We start from the raw sequence: 16,352 nt of genomic DNA, 5'->3' as shown, positions 1-16,352 counted from the left end.
GAGAAGCATGAACAGCGACCTGACCGTTCTGATCGTCGAGGATGATCCCCACGTGCTGCTGGGTTGCCAGCAAGCCCTGGCCCTGGAAGATATTCCCAGCGAAGGCGTCGGCAGTGCCGAAGAAGCGCTGGCGCGGATCGGCGATGATTTCGCCGGGATTGTCATCAGCGATATTCGCCTGCCGGGCATCGACGGACTGGAGCTGCTGACCCGCCTCAAGGCGCGTGATCGCAGCCTGCCGGTGGTGCTGATTACCGGCCACGGCGACATCTCCATGGCGGTCAATGCCATGCGTGACGGCGCCTACGACTTCATGGAAAAACCTTTCTCCCCGGAACGCCTGGTGGAGGTCGCGCGCCGCGCCCTCGAGCAACGCGGCCTGGCCCGTGAAGTGTGGTCGCTGCGCCGGCAACTGGCCGAACGCAACTCGCTGGAAGGCCGAATCATTGGCCGCTCGCCAGCAATGCAAAACCTGCGCGCGCTGATCGCCAACGTCGCCGACACCTCGGCCAATGTGCTGATCGAAGGCGAAACCGGTACTGGCAAGGAATTGGTTGCGCGCTGCCTGCATGACTTCAGCCGTCGTCATTCCCATCAATTCGTCGCGCTCAATTGCGGAGGCTTGCCAGAGAACCTATTCGAAAGCGAGATATTCGGCCACGAGGCCAACGCCTTCACCGGCGCGGGCAAACGGCGCATCGGTAAGATCGAACACGCGCACAACGGCACGTTGTTCCTCGATGAAGTGGAAAGCATGCCGATGAACCTGCAGATCAAGCTGTTGCGGGTATTGCAGGAGCGAACCCTGGAACGCCTGGGCTCCAACCAGAGCGTGGCCGTGGATTGCCGGGTGATTGCGGCCACCAAATCCGATCTGGACGAGTTGAGCAGAGCCTCGCAATTTCGCAGCGACCTGTATTACCGCCTCAACGTGGTGACCCTGGAGTTGCCGCCACTGCGCGAACGACGTGAAGACATCCTGCAGCTGTTCGAACACTTCTTGCAGCTATCGTCGTTGCGCTTTGACCGAGAAACGCCGGAGCTGGATCGCCAGACCCTGTCGAACCTGATGAGCCACGACTGGCCGGGCAACGTGCGTGAATTGCGTAACGTCGCCGAACGTTATGCCCTGGGCCTGCCGGCGTTCAAGAAATCCGGAACTGCTGCCGCGAGTAACAGCCTCGACTTCGCCGAAGCCGTGGAAGCCTTCGAACGCAACCTGCTCAGCGACGCCCTGCAACGCAGTGGCGGCAACCTGAGCCAGGCCAGTCAGGAACTGGGCATGGCCAAGACCACCCTGTTCGATAAAGTGAAGAAGTACGGGCTGGCCTGATCAGCGCACCTTCCATCAATTGCTGCCAAGAGATTCCCGTGGACCTGATCTTCAAAGCCCTGTTGGGCGCCGCTGTCGTCGTCATCCTGGCCGCACTGGCCAAGACCAAAAACTATTACATCGCCGGGCTGGTACCGCTGTTCCCGACCTTCGCCTTGATTGCGCATTACATCGTCGGCAAGAACCGATCGCTAGATGATCTGAAGACCACCATCCTGTTTGGTATGTGGTCGATCATTCCGTACTTCGTTTATCTGGCGACGTTGTATGTGCTGGTGGATCGGTTGCGTCTGGAGGCTTCCCTGGCCTTGGCGGCGGTGGCGTGGTTGTTCGCCGCGACGGTACTGGTGACGGTGTGGGTCAGGGTTCACGCCTGACTGACCGCTTCCCTGTAGGAGCCAACTTGTTGGCGAGAGGCATAGTGCGGTGTGTCAGGTATCACGCCTCGCGAACAAGTTCGCTCCTACAAGGACACCGTCCACCGAGTGGCCCGGTCTTTGCAGTACCCCGACCCACTTTGTCTGGAGCTGTTCCCTTGTCCCCATCCGTGATCCTGTTGATCGCACTGTGCATCGTTCTCGATGTCACCGGCCAGATAGCGTTCAAGCTTGGCCTGGACCGTTTGCCGGAACACGAAGGCGGTTTCAAGTTGCGCAATTTCTGGCGGCAAATCGCGGGTTCTCCGCTGCTGTGGTGCGGGGTGACCTGTTACGCGGTGTTATTCGTCGCCTGGCTGGAAGTGCTATCGCTGGCACCGCTGAGCCTGGTGTTTCCGGCGATCAGCTTGAGCTATTGCGGCGTGGTGCTGGGCGGGCGTCTGGTGCTGGGCGAAACCGTCAGCCGTCGGCGCTGGCTGGGTACTCTTGTGATTACCGCCGGCGTCATGCTGGTTTGCGCTACGGGCGCATGAGGCTGTTATGAAGAACAATTGGATTGAAGGCCCGGTGGCCAATATTGCGTTGTGGGTGTTGCTGATCGCCTTCGAAAGCGGCGCGCAGATTTCGTTGAAAGTCGGGGGCGATGGGCTGTCAGCGATTGCCTTCGGTGCCGACTGGCTGCTGGCAGCGGTGAGTAGTGTCGCGGTGATGATCGCCGTGGGCTGCTACATCGGCTCGTTTCTGACCTGGATGCTGATCCTGCGCACCAGCAAGCTGTCGTTGGCGTTTCCGCTGAGTTCGCTGGTGTTCGTGGTGGTGTTGCTCAGCTCATGGCTGGGCCTGGGGGAAAGCATCCGCCCGCTGCATTGGCTGGGCGTGTGCGTGATTATCTTCGGCATTGTGTTGCTGGCTGACGGCAAAGACGCGACCGCTTGAGTTCAGCGGCCGCTGTCGATATTCAAAGCCCTTTGAAGTGGTAGGCCACGGCGACATTCACTTCGCCCTGGTTGTTGTCACCCACCTGTTTGACAATCGAGCTGTCGGCCGCCGAGTTGGTGAGGCGGGTCCAGGTGGCGCTGGTGACCAGCAGCCAGCCATCGGCCAAAGGAAACTGCGCGCTTTGCGTCAGGGCGACTTTCTGCAGGCCACCGCTGGCGTTGTACGGGCGGATACCCGAAGCCTGGGACTCCTCTTGGCTGACGCCGAAGAACGTTTGTGCTTGTCGGCCGTCTGCAAAGTGCGCGGTGATCTCGGTGTCGCCGATGATACCCAGACCCAGTGGATAACCCAGCTCGCCGCCGACGCGACCCAACACACCGCCTTGTCCCGAGGCAGCACCATAGGCACGGCCCATCTCAGCAAACACACGCCAAAAGTCAGCCGGCGCATATTGCACGAAGCCACCGACTTCAAGCGTGTCGGACACGTCACGCAGGCCGCGCAACGAACGGTCAGAGGTGCGACCAGGCAGGTAATTGGCAAAAGGCCCGACGCTCCAGCCATCGGCCTTGAACGCTCGCCAGGTCAGCCCGTCGTCCGAGCTTAGGCTGACATCGCCCCAGTCCAGATCCATATACGGAAAAGGCTGGAATTCGTAGCGGCTGCCGCTGGGATCGTGGGGCTTGTAGCCGAAGCCAGCGCCGAGGTCGCCGGTAATTCCTTCGGCGTGCGCAACCGCACTGAAGCTCAGCGCGCAGGCCAGTCCGGCGAAGCCTTTAAGGAAAGAGCGCACAGAACGGTTGAGCCGAATTGAAGGCATGAAATATCTCGAACTGATCGAACCTGAGCGAATCCACCCCTTGAGGAAGTCCCATCACGCAAGCACTTATGTTGTTTGTAGCAAGCTACAAAAATTGTAGCTTGATGTGTACCGCTAACTCTGTCCCCGTCGCCAACCCGCTCTAGAACAGGCCTCGCGCCGACTACTGCCGTATTGGCACAGTCTATGCTAGGACTAGGTGCAAGCGCAAAGTGCGCTCTTACTTAAATAGGCACCTGCAGATGATGCACTGGCATATTGTGTGTGATTTCGATGGGACCGTCACCCGGACCGACGCGGTGGATAATATCCTGGAGCGTTTCGCCGACCCAAGCTGGGAAGCCATCGAAGACGAGTGGCTCTCTGGCAAGATTGGTTCGCGAGAGTGCTTGAGCCGTCAGCTGGCGATGGTAAAAGCCACGCCGAGCGAACTCCTGGGTTATTTCGACACCGTTGATATCGACCCGGCGTTTCCCGACTTTGTCGAACATGTGTTGAACTTGGGCGCCACGCTGGACATCGTCAGCGACGGCATCGAACAGGGTATCGCCCGCGTTCTGTCGCGCAACAATAGCCCGTTGCTGCACATCATCGCAAACCGCTTGCGTCAGGTTGGCCCTGATAGCTGGCGCATCGAGTTCCCCTATTCCAGTGACGCCTGCCGGGCCGCCTCTGGTAACTGCAAATGTAAGGCTGCCCCCGCAGGCAAACGTGTACTGGTGATCGGCGACGGTCAATCGGACATGTGCGTCGCCGGAACCGCCGACTTCGTATTCGCTAAAGATCGCTTGGCCGAACACTGCGAACGTAACGGCATCCCTTATGCCCGTTTCGATTCTTTCGCCGATTTACCGGCGCTGCTCGCCCGCTTGCCTCACAGCGAACCGGCCGTTGCAATCAGCCTCCCTCTCGAACAGCAGGAACTTTTCCACCATGTCTGATATCCGTATTGCCACCCCTGAAGACCAGATTCTTCTGGAAAAAGAAGCTAAGTACTGCTCCTTTGGCGACACCGTTCACTACATCGATCCACCACGTATCTTCAATCGTTGCGAAGGTTCGTACGTTTTCGACACCAGTGACCAGGCGTACCTCGACCTGCAAATGTGGTACTCGGCCGTTAACTTCGGCTACGGCAACAAGCGTTTGAACGATGCCCTGCACGCTCAGATCGACTCCATGCCACAAATCGCCAGCCAGTACCTGCACAAAGGCAAGATCGAGCTGTCGGAAATGATCGCTGTCGACGCCAAGAAGAAGTTCGGTCTTGATGGTCGCGTTCACTTCAACGTGGGCGGTTCGCAGTCCATCGAAGACTCCCTGAAAGTGGTTCGTAACGCCAGCAACGGCAAGAGCCTGATGTTCGCCTTCGAAGGCGGCTACCACGGTCGCACCCTGGGTGCATCGTCGATCACTTCCAGCTACCGCTACCGTCGCCGCTACGGTCACTTCGGTGAGCGTGCGCAGTTCATTCCTTTCCCATACCACTTCCGTGGCCCGAAAGGCATGACCAAAGAAGAATACGGCAGCTACTGCGTTCAGCAGTTCGCCCGCCTGTTCGAAACCGAATACAACGGTGTTTGGGATCCGAAGACCAACCAGTGCGAATACGCAGCGTTCTACGTCGAGCCAATCCAGGGCACCGGCGGCTACGTCATCCCACCGATGAACTTCTACAAAGAATTGAAGCAAGTGCTGGATCAGCACGGCATCTTGATGGTCTGCGACGAAATCCAGATGGGTTTCTACCGTACCGGCAAGCTGTGGTCGATCGAACACTTCGGCGTCCAGCCAGACGTCATCGTTTTCGGTAAGGCACTGACCAACGGTCTGAACCCACTGGGCGGTATCTGGGCTCGTGAAGAACTGATCAACCCGGGTATCTTCCCACCAGGTTCGACCCACTCCACCTTCGCCTCCAACCCACTGGGTACGGCTGTCGGTCTGGAAATGTTCAAAATGACCTCCGAAGTCGATTACGGCGCGATGGTCATGGAAAAGGGCAAATACTTCCTGGCTGGCCTGCAAGAGCTGCAAAAGCGCTACCCGATCATCGGCGACGTCGACGGCCTGGGTCTAGCTCTGCGTGCAGAAATCTGCCAGGCAGACGGCTTCACTCCAGACAAAGCCACCCTCGACTTCATGGTTGATGAAGGCATGAAGGGCGATATCGAAATCGACGGCAAGCGTCTGGGTCTGATTCTGGACGTGGGCGGCTACTACAAAAACGTTATCACCCTGGCTCCGTCGCTGGAAATCAGCTACCCGGAAATCGACCTGGGCCTGGCCCTGCTCGACCGCCTGCTGCATCGGGCAATGAAGCGGTGAACCTGCCAGAGATCGATATGGGCGAAGGTGACGCCGGTTTCGTTCTCGGCAGTGGTCCGGTCGCGGTGTTGTTGATCCACGGCCTGACCGGCACCCCGACGGAACTCCGTCGGGTTGCCCAAGGCTTGGCCAAGCGCGGGCACACGGTTTACGTGCCCACGCTTGCCGGGCACTGCGGTGACAACTCCGACCTTCAAGCCACCGGCTGGAAAGACTGGTACGAAAGTGCCCGCCGGACCTTTGTCGGCATCCGTCAGCGTCACGAAAAAGTGATCGTCGGCGGCCTGTCGATGGGAGCAGTCATGTCTATGCACATGGCAGCTCAACATCCAGGTGAAGTGGCTGGATTGCTGCTGTATTCGACCACCCTGCGCTACGACGGCTGGAACATGCCAAAAGCAGCAGTGTTGACGCCTTTTCTGATGATGATTCCGTTTGGCGTGCATATCTGCCGCTTCAACGAAACCTCACCGTACGGCATCAAGGATGTGCGTTTGCGCGCCATCGTTGAACGTCAGATGAAGGCCGGCGAAAGCAGCAGTGCCGGGCTGTTGACCATGTCAGGTACCAGCGTGCGCGAACTGCATCGCCTGGTGGCGGTCGTGAAACGAGGCATGCCTTCGGTCAAGACCCCTGCCCTGGTGCTGCATTCGAGCGAAGATGACATCACCAGTCGTTGGAACGCCGATTACGTCGAGAAGCATCTTGGCGGGCCGGTGACCAAGATTCTGCTGGACGATTGCTACCACATGATCACGGTCGACCTACAATATCGGTCAGTGATTTCACACAGCGCAGACTTTATCGATCAGCTGGTCGAGAAAGAATCGCTTGAAGCGGCCACGTTGAGCGATCATCGACAACTGGCCTGATTTGACATGCTCACCGCCTCTGTCCTTTCACGCTTGCGAATCAGCCGTTGCAGTTTCTGCAACGGCTGTTTTTCTGAGGCGACAAACAACGGGCACAAGGCTCGGTACATTCGCGATTCAGCGGAACGAATAATCCCAGGCATGGCTGCTACGAAAAGCGAACGTTGATGACTGAAGACACCAGCGACACCAAGCAAGCCTTCTCTCTTTCCCGCTGGAGCTTGCAGCGCAAGTTGGTACTGGCCTTCTGGCTGGTCAGCGTCATTCCGACCATGATCGCCGCCGAACTGGCCGCGACCACGCTGTCGCAGATTTTTGAAAGTAACGTACGCGTCTGGTTGCAAGAGTCGACCAGGATCGTCCAGGACCAAATCGCCGAAATCCAAAGCGACAACGCCAGGGTTTCACAACTGTTGCTGCAGAACACTCGTCCATTCGAGCCCTCTTCGAGCCGACACAACAAATTGACCATCGAACTGGCCAATGCCATGGGCATCGACGTGGTCGCGTTGATCCGGACCAGTGACCACAAAGTGGTGTTTTCCACGGTATCCGACACCATCATTGACCAAATCAGTCTCGCTCCCAATGCGGTACTGCAAACCATCCACAACGGCAGTGTTTTCGCGGGGGTTGTGGTCTCGACCTTTCAATCCATACAGGATAACGTCGACTATGAATTGCTGATCGGGACCTACTTGGACAGCAGTTTCCTGAACAGTGTGGCCGACGTGCACTCCCTCGACCTGCGCCTATACATGAATGATTCAGGCGGTTTCAGCGAGATTTTCTCGACCCAACGTTTCATGAACCATCCGGCTGTCGTCCCCCGGGAAATCGAAAACACCCTGCGCCTGACCAAAGAGCCCAGCGAGCAATCCACCAGCGTGTACGCGGGGCTGTACACGCCGATCTTTAATGACACTGGCGAGCTACAGGGCATTATTTTCAGCGGCCTGCTGCGACACACGACACTGGTCGGGCTGGTGAACCAGACCAACTTGTTCGTCGCCATTCTACTGCTCGGGTCCGCTCTGTCGCTGAGCGTGGGCTGGTTGATTTCCCGACGCCTGACCCTGCCGCTTCGCCGCTTGTCCGAAGGTGTCCGCGCCGTAACCGAAGGCGACTATCGCCAGCGTGTCGAGGTCATCGGCAGCGATGAAATCGCTGAATTGAGCACCACCTTCAACCACATGACTGAACGCCTGAAAGAGCTTCAGCATCTGGAGGCGCAACTGCGTCGTCGTGACCGCCTGCACGCGCTGGGTGAAGTGGCCATGGGCCTGGCCCACGAAATCCGCAACCCGTTGGGCATCATCAAGACTGCCACTCAGCTGCTGCACCGTCGCGCGCTGTTGCCGGAAACCGATATGCGTCACCTGGAGTATGTGATTTCCGAGGTCACCCGGATCAACGACCTGATCACCGAGTTCCTCGACTTCGCCAAGCCAAGCCCACCACTGCGCTCCACACAGCTGGCACGGCCACTGTTAGAGGACTTGCTGGGCTTCTGCGCCCCTGAATTGGCAACTCACAATATCGACGCCGAGATTATCGAGCACGACGCCAATTCGACGATTTACGCCGACGCTCGACAGTTGACCCAGGCCTGCCTGAACCTGGTGCTGAATGCGATCGACGCAATGCCCACTGGCGGGATGCTGACGATCGACATATCGTCAGATCAAGACACTACGATTATCAGCATCGCCGACTCCGGCCAAGGCGTCGAGCCCGGCATGATTGAACGTATCTTCAACCCCTTTGTCACTACCAAGGCATCCGGCACCGGATTGGGCCTGGCCAAGGTTTTCTCGATCATGGAAAACCATGACGGGCGGGTGGAGTGCATCAGCCAAATTGGCTCCGGGGCGACGTTCAACCTGTATCTGCCGGCCCATGAGGGGTATCTGCCATGAGCCATAACGTGCTGGTGGTCGACGACGAACCGAAACTCTGCGATTTGTTGGCTTCGGCCTTGAGCCAGGGCGATCTTCAAGTATTTACTGCGGGCAACGGCCTGCATGCACTGACCGTGCTCGAACGCGAAGAAATCGACCTGGTGATCAGCGATTGGCGCATGCCGGGCATGGACGGGCCGGCGCTGCTGGCCGAGATCAAGACCCGCTACCCGACTCTGCCCGTGATCGTAATGACCGCCTACAGCACGGTGAAAAATGCAGTGCAGTCGATGCGCAACGGCGCCTTCGACTACATCAGCAAGCCGTTCGACATTGACGAGTTGGACATCACCGTCAACAAGGCGCTGCAGTTTCGCGACATCCTGCGCGACAACGCCCGACTGCGCGCTGAGCTTGATGAGCATCAACAGTTCGACAGTCTGGTCGGCGAAAGTCCGTCCTTTCGTCGCGTGCTGCAGGCCGTGGATTCAGTCCGCGACAGCACCGCCACTATCTTGCTGACCGGCGAAAGCGGCACCGGCAAGGAAATGGTCGCACGGGCGATCCACAAACACGGCAACCGCGCGGACAAACCTTTCGTCGCGGTCAACTGTGCGGCGATTCCGGAAGGTCTGCTGGAAAGCGAGATGTTCGGCCATCGCAAAGGCGCGTTTACCGGCGCGGTGGCGGATCGGGTCGGGCGATTCATGCAGGCGGATAAGGGCACTCTGTTTCTGGATGAAGTCGGTGATATGCCGCTGGCGCTGCAAGCAAAGATTTTGCGCGCGCTACAGGAGCGAATCATCGAGCCGGTGGGCGACCCCCGTGAGCGCAAGGTCGACGTCCGGGTCATTGCTGCGACCAACAAGGACTTGCTGGAGGCCGTGTCCAACAAGGAGTTCCGTGAAGACCTGTATTACCGCCTGAACGTGTTTCCGATTCCGCTGCCGCCCTTGCGCGAGCGCCCGGAAGACATCGCCCCACTGGCCCGACACTTTGCCCATGTACTGGGCGCCACGGCCGGCAAACGCATCACCGGCTTCAGCCCGGAAGCCTTGCAGACCATGGTCAACTACCCGTGGCCGGGCAATATTCGCGAACTGCAAAACTGTGTCGAACGCGCCACCATCGTTGCGTCCGGCAGCCTCATCGAAGAGAGCGACTTGCCAGCCTACCTGTTCGGTTCACGGCCGTTGAATGGCAGCACCACCAGCCTCGCGCTGGAAAACCCGGGGGTCCCGGAAAACCTCGATGCAGCCTTGGCCGACGTGGAAAAAAGCTACATCCTGGCGGCATTGCAGGAAACCAACGGCGTCCAGGCCGCAGCGGCACAGTTGATGGGAATCTCGGAACGCAGCCTGTGGTATCGCCTGAAAAAGCTGGCGATTCATGTGGACAAGATTGTTCGATAGCAACACACATCTCCTGTAGGCGCTGCCGAAGGCTGCAATCTAACGGCCGGAAGGCTGTTCCGGCCTTCGCAGCCTTCGGCAGCGCCTACAGAAATATTGCGTCAATCCACACGCTGATTACTTGATCAGTGCATCCACTTCAGCAGCCGTCGGTGAGGTGGCAGGCCCCCAGCGGGTCACCGCCACCGCCGCGGCAGCATTCGCCCGCAACGCCGCCTGTTCAGGCGTACACCCCGCCGCCAACGCTGCCAACAACACTCCCGCATGGGCATCGCCGGCGCCGTTGGTATCAATCGCCTGCACTGGAAATCCTTTTACATGCCGGGTCTCGCCATGCTGACTGATCCAGCAACCTTGCGGCCCGTCACGTACAACGATCAACGCGTTATCCGGCATTAACCCCGTCAGCGTCGATAACGCCTCACCAATGCTCTGCACCTGGGTAAACCGCAACGCTTCTTCGCAGTTGCTGGTCCACAGATTGACCCGTGGCAGCAAGCGCGCAACGGCCGGCGCATCCGGTGAGTTCACCAGCGGCCCCGGATCGAACACCACGGTCACGGCCGCCGCCAGCGAGTCCAGCCAATCCAGCAAGCACTGCACCTTGCCGTCATGCAGCAAGCTGTAACCGCTGACGTAGACATAATCCTCATCGCGCACGTCAACCAGCGCCAGGTCCTGCGCCGACAAACCACCTTCGGCGCCGACGTAGGAAATGAACGAGCGCTCCGCCGATGGTTCGATCAACGCGACTGACAGCCCGGTGTCCTGCTCGGTGGAAGCCGGGGTCGACACCTCAATGCCTTCAACCGCCATGGCATACCGCGCCAGGTCGCCGAACTGGCCTTTGCCGTGTCGCCCCAGGTACACCACCGGCATGCCGTTGCGGGCAGCGGCGGCCATCACGTTAAAGCCGCCCCCGGTTTCGAACTGCGCCGAACGAGCCAACACGTCGCCACCCGAGCGCGGCAGGTTATCCAGGGCCATGACCAGGTCAACAACGACCTGGCCGGTGTGCAGCAATCTAGCCGACATGAGACATCTCTTTCATCGCTACACGACGATCACGGGCGCCACCCAATGCGGCGTAAATCCCGCCCGCCACGAGGAAGGTCACAATCCAGCCGAGGCCATTTTGACCCAGCCACGAGTCTGACAGCGGGCCGGCGAACAATACGTTATCGGCGGTGGTCGCTACTTTGGTGAAGCTGAAACCCAGCACGATGGCGACCGCCCAGGCACCCAACGCCCGCCATTCGACGCCGCCGCGATACCAGTAGGCACTGCTTGACGACACGTTCATCAGGTCTTTCGCCGAGTAGTAATGGCGATGCATCAAGTCGACCACGAAGATCCCGACCCATGCCGTGATCGGTACGGCCAGCAGGCAGATAAAGGTAATGAACGGGCCGTAGAAGCTGTCGGCGATCAACATGAAATAAATCGAACCGGCGAAAATCGCCACGATGTCGACGATCACCGCGTGCACTCGCTTGACCTTCAAGCCCAGGGTCAAGGTGGTCAGGCCCGCCGAGTACACCGACAGGTTGTTCGACAGCAGCAGGCCACCGAACGCCGTGATCAGGTAAGGCACGGCCATCCAGGTCGGCAGCAGTTCGCGGATCGCGATGATCGGGTCCGTCGCCGACGCCAGGTGATCGTTGCCCACCGACAGCAGGCCGCCGAGGGTGATCAACAACACCAGCGGAATCCCGGCGCCGAACGCAGCGGACGCCACCAGTCGACCGGCTCGGACACTGCCATGCTGATAGCGCGACATGTCGGCCCCGGCATTCGCCCAGCCAATCCCGGTACCGGCGGCCATAGTGCCGATGCCGATAATCATTGCGCTCATCGGTGCGGGCGTGGCGTTGAACACCGCTGTCCAATCGATGTTAGCGATCAGAAAACCACCGACGATCAGGTTCAGCGCGCCGAAAATGTACGTTGCCCATCGTTGAATCACCAGCAGGGTCGCGTGGCCCAGACCCGATACACACAAGGTCATCAGCACGAAAATCGCGATGAACACCAGGGTCATGGCGGGTGCGCTCTTGGCCTCGACCGGGGTGTGGAACAGGATCGAACACAACGACAGCAGCACAAACGCGGCGGTGGTGGTGTTGACCGTTTCCCAGCCCAGGCGCGACATCAGCGAGACGATGGTCGGGCCGATATTGCCACGAACCCCGAAGATCGCACGGGACAGCGTCAGGCTCGGCGCGCGGCCGCGACGCCCGGCAATCGAGATGATCCCGACCACGGCAAACGAGCCGCCAGCGCCAAGAATCGCCACGATGATCGCCTGCCAGATCGACAGGCCACGAAAGGCAACCAGGGTCGCGCCCAGCGGCAGACCGAGAATGCTGATGTTGGCGGCGAACCAGACCCAAAAGAGTTGCAACGGGTGACCGTTGCATTCGTTTTCCGGCACCGGTTCGATGCCGCGGGTTTCCAGTTGTCCCGCGCCTTGTGTGACGTTGGATGAAGTCATATTTCGGCTCCTGATGTGCCAATTGTTTTGGTTGTGGGCAGTACGGAATCCAGTCGACATCCTGTCTTGCGCAGCAATCCGGGCAGCAGACGCCTCTTGTCGCGTCGAAAATCGACGCAACCGGTGCGTTCTAAACAAAACTGTCCTAGGAAGCGCGCAACACCAGCAACCCCTCGACCAGCGACGCCAGGTCGAGTCGGTTGACGGTTTTTAGTTGTTCGATCATTGCTGCGGGCCAGACACTCAGACCCAGACAAGCACCCAGCATCGCCCCGAGCACGGCAGCGATGGTGTCCGTGTCGCCGCCCAGGCTCGCCGCCATGCACAGCGCGTCGAAGGCCGACAGGCGCTCCGCTGCCACCTGTTGCGCGAGGGCGAACGCCGCGACCACCGATTCTTGCGACGCCACCGAGGTCCCGATTACGTCGTACAGAAGATCGGGCAAGGCCGCGTTTTCACAGTCAGCGCACAGGCTCTGCGCCCATTGGATACGTGCAGCAATACGCCCACCCGCAACCCAATGTCCATGACGTTCACCCAACTGCGCGGCCATCACGCCGGCAGCCAGGGCCTGTTTCAATGTCGACCCGTTGATCCCGGCCGAGACCACTCCCGCCACCGCCGCGGCACTGGAAATCCCCAGCGTGGTGTTGTGGGTGACCTGACACGCCTGAACCACCGACTCAATGAAACGCTTGGGGTTGGCGATATCCGCCGCAATCCCTACCGGGGTGATGCGCATTGCCGCACCATTAGTGGTGCCGAAACGACCGGCCTCCTCCGGACTGTGACCGGCGAGAATCATCTCGATGGCGCGCTTGGTGGACGGGCCGAGCAAGTCCTGCGAGCCCTTGGCCTGCATCACCGCTTCCCAGTCGATCAGGCGCTGCGCCAACGTCGACGGCTCGATGCGCCCACCGCTTTCGATCAGCAATTCACCGACCAGAATCGCCTGTTCGGTGTCGTCAGTGATCGAGCCGGCGGGCATGTTTGGCGCGATGGGTTGATCAGGGCCGGCGTCCAGCAGACGGTTGACCCGACCAAAGCGGGCCTTGATCTGCTCACGGCTCAGGGATTGGGTCGGCATGCCCAGTGCATCGCCGAGGGCCAGGCCATAAAACGCGCCCAAGGCATGATCGGCGCGGCTCATGACAAGCTGCCAAAGGCCAGGTGCAGACGAAAATGAACCGGGTCGAGCAAGCTTTCCACGTGTTCCATGAAGCGCTCATGGCGATCGTAAGTGGTGCGCAAGGCCTTGAGGAAGACGCTGCCGGGCTCGCGCAGCATCAACAACGCGTCAGAGGCGTCCAGCGGTTCGGCGCCGATCCACTGATCACCGCGATCACCGACGTAACCGTGGGCCGCCAGGGTGATGGTCAAGGAGTCTTCAATCAAACCGGTCGCGGGCAGGTTTTCCAGGCCGTCGCGTGCCGGAATCAGGGCGCGTTCAAGGGAGACCACACTGCCATCGTTGGCGCGCCGCCGACGGTCGAGGGCGATGAAGTGTCGGGTGCCGAAGCGCAGCTCGAAGTCCGGGCGTTCGACTTCGACCAGTCGCAGGATCTCGGTACTGATCCCGGAACCGGAATCCGCCAGCGCCTGCGCCCAACCGCTGGCGTTGATCCAGCGAGATCCCGTCGTAGGTCACAATCGAACCGACACCGGATTGGGTCGCAATGTAATTGCGCCGTTTCAGCTCGGACAGGGCTTCACGTAGCGTGCCGCGGCTGACATCGAATTCAACGGCGAGCTGGTGTTCCCCCGGCAATAGATTACCGGCACCCAGTTGGCCACTTTCGATGCGTCGTGCGAGCTCGTCGACTACGCGTTGTTTCTTATCAAATCGGACATGTCTAATCATGTACAAATTGATAACCGAAACGGGTTGCATGGCGCAAGAGTTTTTTTGTGGGTCTGTAGGAGCGGGCTTGCCCGCGATGGCGGCTTATCTGGCATATCGCGTCGCCAAAATCGCGGGCAAGCCCGCTCCTACAGGGGTTGTCAGTGTTTGCTGTTCTCAGCAATGATCTGACGAATGGCCCCTTCAAAGGCTTCCACCGGCTGACCACCTGACACCATGTATTGGTCGTTGAACACGATGGCCGGTACCGAGTTGATGCCACGCGACAACCACAGTTTTTCCAGTTCACGCACTTCAGCGGTGTATTCATCCGACGCCAGAATGGCTTCGGCACGCGAACGATCCAGACCGACCTGCCCAGCCACAGCCGCCAGCAGTTCATGGTTCGACACATCGGAGTGGTCAGTGAAATAGGCCGCGAACAGCGCTTCTTTCAGCGCCAGTTGCTTGCCTTCCAGCTCAGCCCAATGCAGCAGACGATGCGCGTCGAAGGTGTTGTAGATACGGCGGTCACCGAGGTTGAAGTCAAACCCCAGCTCGGCGCAACGATCATGAAGCCCCTGACGAGCGGCTCTCGATTGCTCAGGCTTCTGGCCGTATTTCTCGAAGATGTGCTCGTTCATGTCCTGACCTTCCTTGGCCATCTTCGGGTTGAGTTCGAACGGCTGGAAATGGATCTGGGCCGTCACTTCAGGACCCAGATTTTCCAGTGCCTGGTTCAAGGCACGCAGCCCCACCAGACACCAAGGGCAGGAAACATCGGAGACGAAATCAATCTTCAGGGCAGTGCTCATGGAACCCTCGCTCAAGTACGCATTGGGAAAACCAGAACTTTACTCCTTCACCCCTGCCCTTTCACTGCGACTAAAGCTGTGCCACATGCGCGACATCGTGCTGATGGGCCTTCAAATACGGCAATACCGCGGCCAACAACGGCGCCTTGAACGCCTCCTGAAAACGATGGGCCAGGCCTGGAATCAAGCGCAGCTCACTGCCCTGGATATGCGCCGCGACATGAATGCCGTGCATCACCGGCAACAGCGGATCGGCCGTGCCGTGCACCACCAACGTCGGCACCCGCAAGTGGTCGAGCAAGGCCACCCGACTCGGTTCGGCGAGGATTGCCAGAATCTGCCGCTTCACGCCGTCAGGATTGAACGCACGATCGTAGGAAATCGCAGCTTGCTGCAGCAACTTGTTGCGATCATCCACCACCTGCGGACTGCCCAGTGCCGCCAGCAAATCGGCCTGTTGTTCAATCGCCGTCTCGCGATTCGGCGCGCTGCGACGGGCCAGCAATTGCAACAAGGCCGGATTGGGCATCGGCAGACCGGCAGCGCCGGAACTGGTCATGATCAGCGTCAGGCTTTCCACACGGTCCGGCACCATGGCGGCCATATGCTGCGCAATCATCCCGCCCATGCTGGCGCCCAACACGTGGAATTGCCTTACGTGCAGTGCGTCCATCAGCTCGATGGCGTCATTGGCCATGTCGGTCAGGGAGTAAGGCGACGAGACCGGCAACCCCAGTTTGTAGCGCAGCACTTCATAGGTGAGATTCGGGCTGGCCGGGGCCTGTACCCAGGTCGACAGGCCCACGTCGCGGTTGTCATACCGGATCACCCGAAAACCTTGCTGACACAGGGCAACCACGACTTCATCGGGCCAGTGAATCAACTGCCCACCCAGGCCCATGACCAGAATCAGCGCCGGATCGGAATCGCGCCCGATGCTCTGATAAGCCAGGTGAACCTCGCTGAGGTCTGCCACTTGCGTGGGAACGTTGACGTCACATCGAGAAGCCGCAAAAGACGGCAGGCTGCACAGCAAGGCAGCCAGAAAAATGAACAACCGCATGAAAAACACCAAGTCGCAAATCCCCAGTAGGTGCGGAGTTTGATGATGTTTTTCAAAGCGCGCTGCCACAGTTGCGTGACATTTTGATGAACAGGGCTGAGCGGTCGTCGTGAATCCGAACTCAACCCCCCTGTAGGAGCTGCCACAGGCTGCGATCT

The 16,352-nt window shown here is 59.4% G+C and carries 15 protein-coding genes and 1 pseudogene; 9 read left to right on the top strand and 7 right to left on the bottom strand.

The genetic code is table 11. The features are described from left to right. Positions 1-7: 7 nt before the first annotated feature. From ACF0H7_RS04890 to ACF0H7_RS04875, 4 genes are all read left to right on the top strand, one after another. Positions 8-1,333 (top strand): sigma-54-dependent transcriptional regulator, encoded by a 1,326-nt coding sequence (locus ACF0H7_RS04890; RefSeq protein WP_397451669.1) that lies wholly within the window; start codon positions 8-10, stop codon positions 1,331-1,333. A gap of 47 nt (positions 1,334-1,380) precedes the next feature. Continuing rightward, positions 1,381-1,710: a GlpM family protein gene (locus ACF0H7_RS04885; protein ID WP_397453830.1), complete on the top strand. Its 330-nt coding sequence runs from the start codon at positions 1,381-1,383 to the stop codon at positions 1,708-1,710. Positions 1,711-1,868: 158 nt separating this feature from the next. Beyond that, positions 1,869-2,243 (top strand): EamA family transporter, encoded by a 375-nt coding sequence (locus tag ACF0H7_RS04880; protein WP_397451668.1) that lies wholly within the window; start codon positions 1,869-1,871, stop codon positions 2,241-2,243. Between the two features lie 7 nt (positions 2,244-2,250). Further along, a complete protein-coding gene (locus tag ACF0H7_RS04875) occupies positions 2,251-2,646 on the top strand; it encodes a transporter (protein WP_397451667.1) in 396 nt (131 codons plus the stop codon). 22 nt (positions 2,647-2,668) lie between these two features. On the opposite strand, the gene ACF0H7_RS04870 is transcribed toward ACF0H7_RS04875, so the two are convergent. Continuing rightward, positions 2,669-3,469, bottom strand: coding sequence for a MipA/OmpV family protein (locus tag ACF0H7_RS04870; RefSeq protein ID WP_397451666.1), 801 nt, complete (start codon positions 3,467-3,469; stop codon positions 2,669-2,671). Between the two features lie 242 nt (positions 3,470-3,711). Here ACF0H7_RS04870 and ACF0H7_RS04865 point away from each other — a divergent pair, with 242 nt between their 5' ends. From ACF0H7_RS04865 to ACF0H7_RS04845, 5 genes are all read left to right on the top strand, one after another. Further along, positions 3,712-4,410 carry a haloacid dehalogenase-like hydrolase gene (locus ACF0H7_RS04865; RefSeq protein ID WP_397451665.1) on the top strand — a complete coding sequence of 233 codons (699 nt, stop codon included), beginning with the start codon at positions 3,712-3,714 and terminating at the stop codon, positions 4,408-4,410. Next, positions 4,403-5,797 carry an aspartate aminotransferase family protein gene (locus ACF0H7_RS04860; protein ID WP_397451664.1) on the top strand — a complete coding sequence of 465 codons (1,395 nt, stop codon included), beginning with the start codon at positions 4,403-4,405 and terminating at the stop codon, positions 5,795-5,797. The genes ACF0H7_RS04865 and ACF0H7_RS04860 overlap by 8 nt, the downstream gene beginning before the upstream one ends. Then, complete coding sequence (locus ACF0H7_RS04855; RefSeq protein ID WP_397451663.1) at positions 5,794-6,669, top strand: alpha/beta hydrolase; 876 nt, start codon at positions 5,794-5,796, stop codon at positions 6,667-6,669. The genes ACF0H7_RS04860 and ACF0H7_RS04855 overlap by 4 nt, the downstream gene beginning before the upstream one ends. A 167-nt stretch (positions 6,670-6,836) precedes the next feature. Further along, complete coding sequence (locus ACF0H7_RS04850; protein WP_397451662.1) at positions 6,837-8,588, top strand: ATP-binding protein; 1,752 nt, start codon at positions 6,837-6,839, stop codon at positions 8,586-8,588. Further along, the gene (locus ACF0H7_RS04845) at positions 8,585-9,982 is read left to right on the top strand and encodes a sigma-54-dependent transcriptional regulator (RefSeq protein ID WP_397451661.1); all 1,398 of its coding nucleotides are present in this window, start codon (positions 8,585-8,587) and stop codon (positions 9,980-9,982) included. The genes ACF0H7_RS04850 and ACF0H7_RS04845 overlap by 4 nt, the downstream gene beginning before the upstream one ends. Before the next feature lie 117 nt (positions 9,983-10,099). Here ACF0H7_RS04845 and ACF0H7_RS04840 read toward each other — a convergent pair whose 3' ends face one another. From ACF0H7_RS04840 to ACF0H7_RS04815, 6 genes and pseudogenes are all read right to left on the bottom strand, one after another. Continuing rightward, entirely contained in the window at positions 10,100-11,017 is a 918-nt protein-coding gene (locus ACF0H7_RS04840; RefSeq protein WP_397451660.1) for a PfkB family carbohydrate kinase, read from the bottom strand. Beyond that, the gene (locus ACF0H7_RS04835) at positions 11,007-12,476 is read right to left on the bottom strand and encodes a purine-cytosine permease family protein (protein ID WP_397451659.1); all 1,470 of its coding nucleotides are present in this window, start codon (positions 12,474-12,476) and stop codon (positions 11,007-11,009) included. Before ACF0H7_RS04835 ends, ACF0H7_RS04840 begins: the two co-directional genes overlap by 11 nt. A gap of 145 nt (positions 12,477-12,621) precedes the next feature. Beyond that, a complete protein-coding gene (locus tag ACF0H7_RS04830) occupies positions 12,622-13,626 on the bottom strand; it encodes an ADP-ribosylglycohydrolase family protein (RefSeq protein WP_397451658.1) in 1,005 nt (334 codons plus the stop codon). Next, a pseudogene (locus ACF0H7_RS04825) lies at positions 13,623-14,337 on the bottom strand (GntR family transcriptional regulator). The gene ACF0H7_RS04830 and the pseudogene ACF0H7_RS04825 overlap by 4 nt, the downstream one beginning before the upstream one ends. A 140-nt stretch (positions 14,338-14,477) precedes the next feature. After that, complete coding sequence (locus ACF0H7_RS04820; RefSeq protein WP_397451657.1) at positions 14,478-15,131, bottom strand: DsbA family oxidoreductase; 654 nt, start codon at positions 15,129-15,131, stop codon at positions 14,478-14,480. A gap of 70 nt (positions 15,132-15,201) precedes the next feature. Continuing rightward, complete coding sequence (locus ACF0H7_RS04815) at positions 15,202-16,194, bottom strand: alpha/beta fold hydrolase (RefSeq protein ID WP_397451656.1); 993 nt, start codon at positions 16,192-16,194, stop codon at positions 15,202-15,204. Positions 16,195-16,352: the final 158 nt, after the last annotated feature.

The sequence above is a fragment of the Pseudomonas sp. NA-150 genome, assembly GCF_044336365.1.
Taxonomy (GTDB): domain Bacteria; phylum Pseudomonadota; class Gammaproteobacteria; order Pseudomonadales; family Pseudomonadaceae; genus Aquipseudomonas.
The sequence above is the reverse complement of the archived record's forward strand: the minus strand, read 5'-3'. Positions and strand labels throughout refer to the sequence as shown.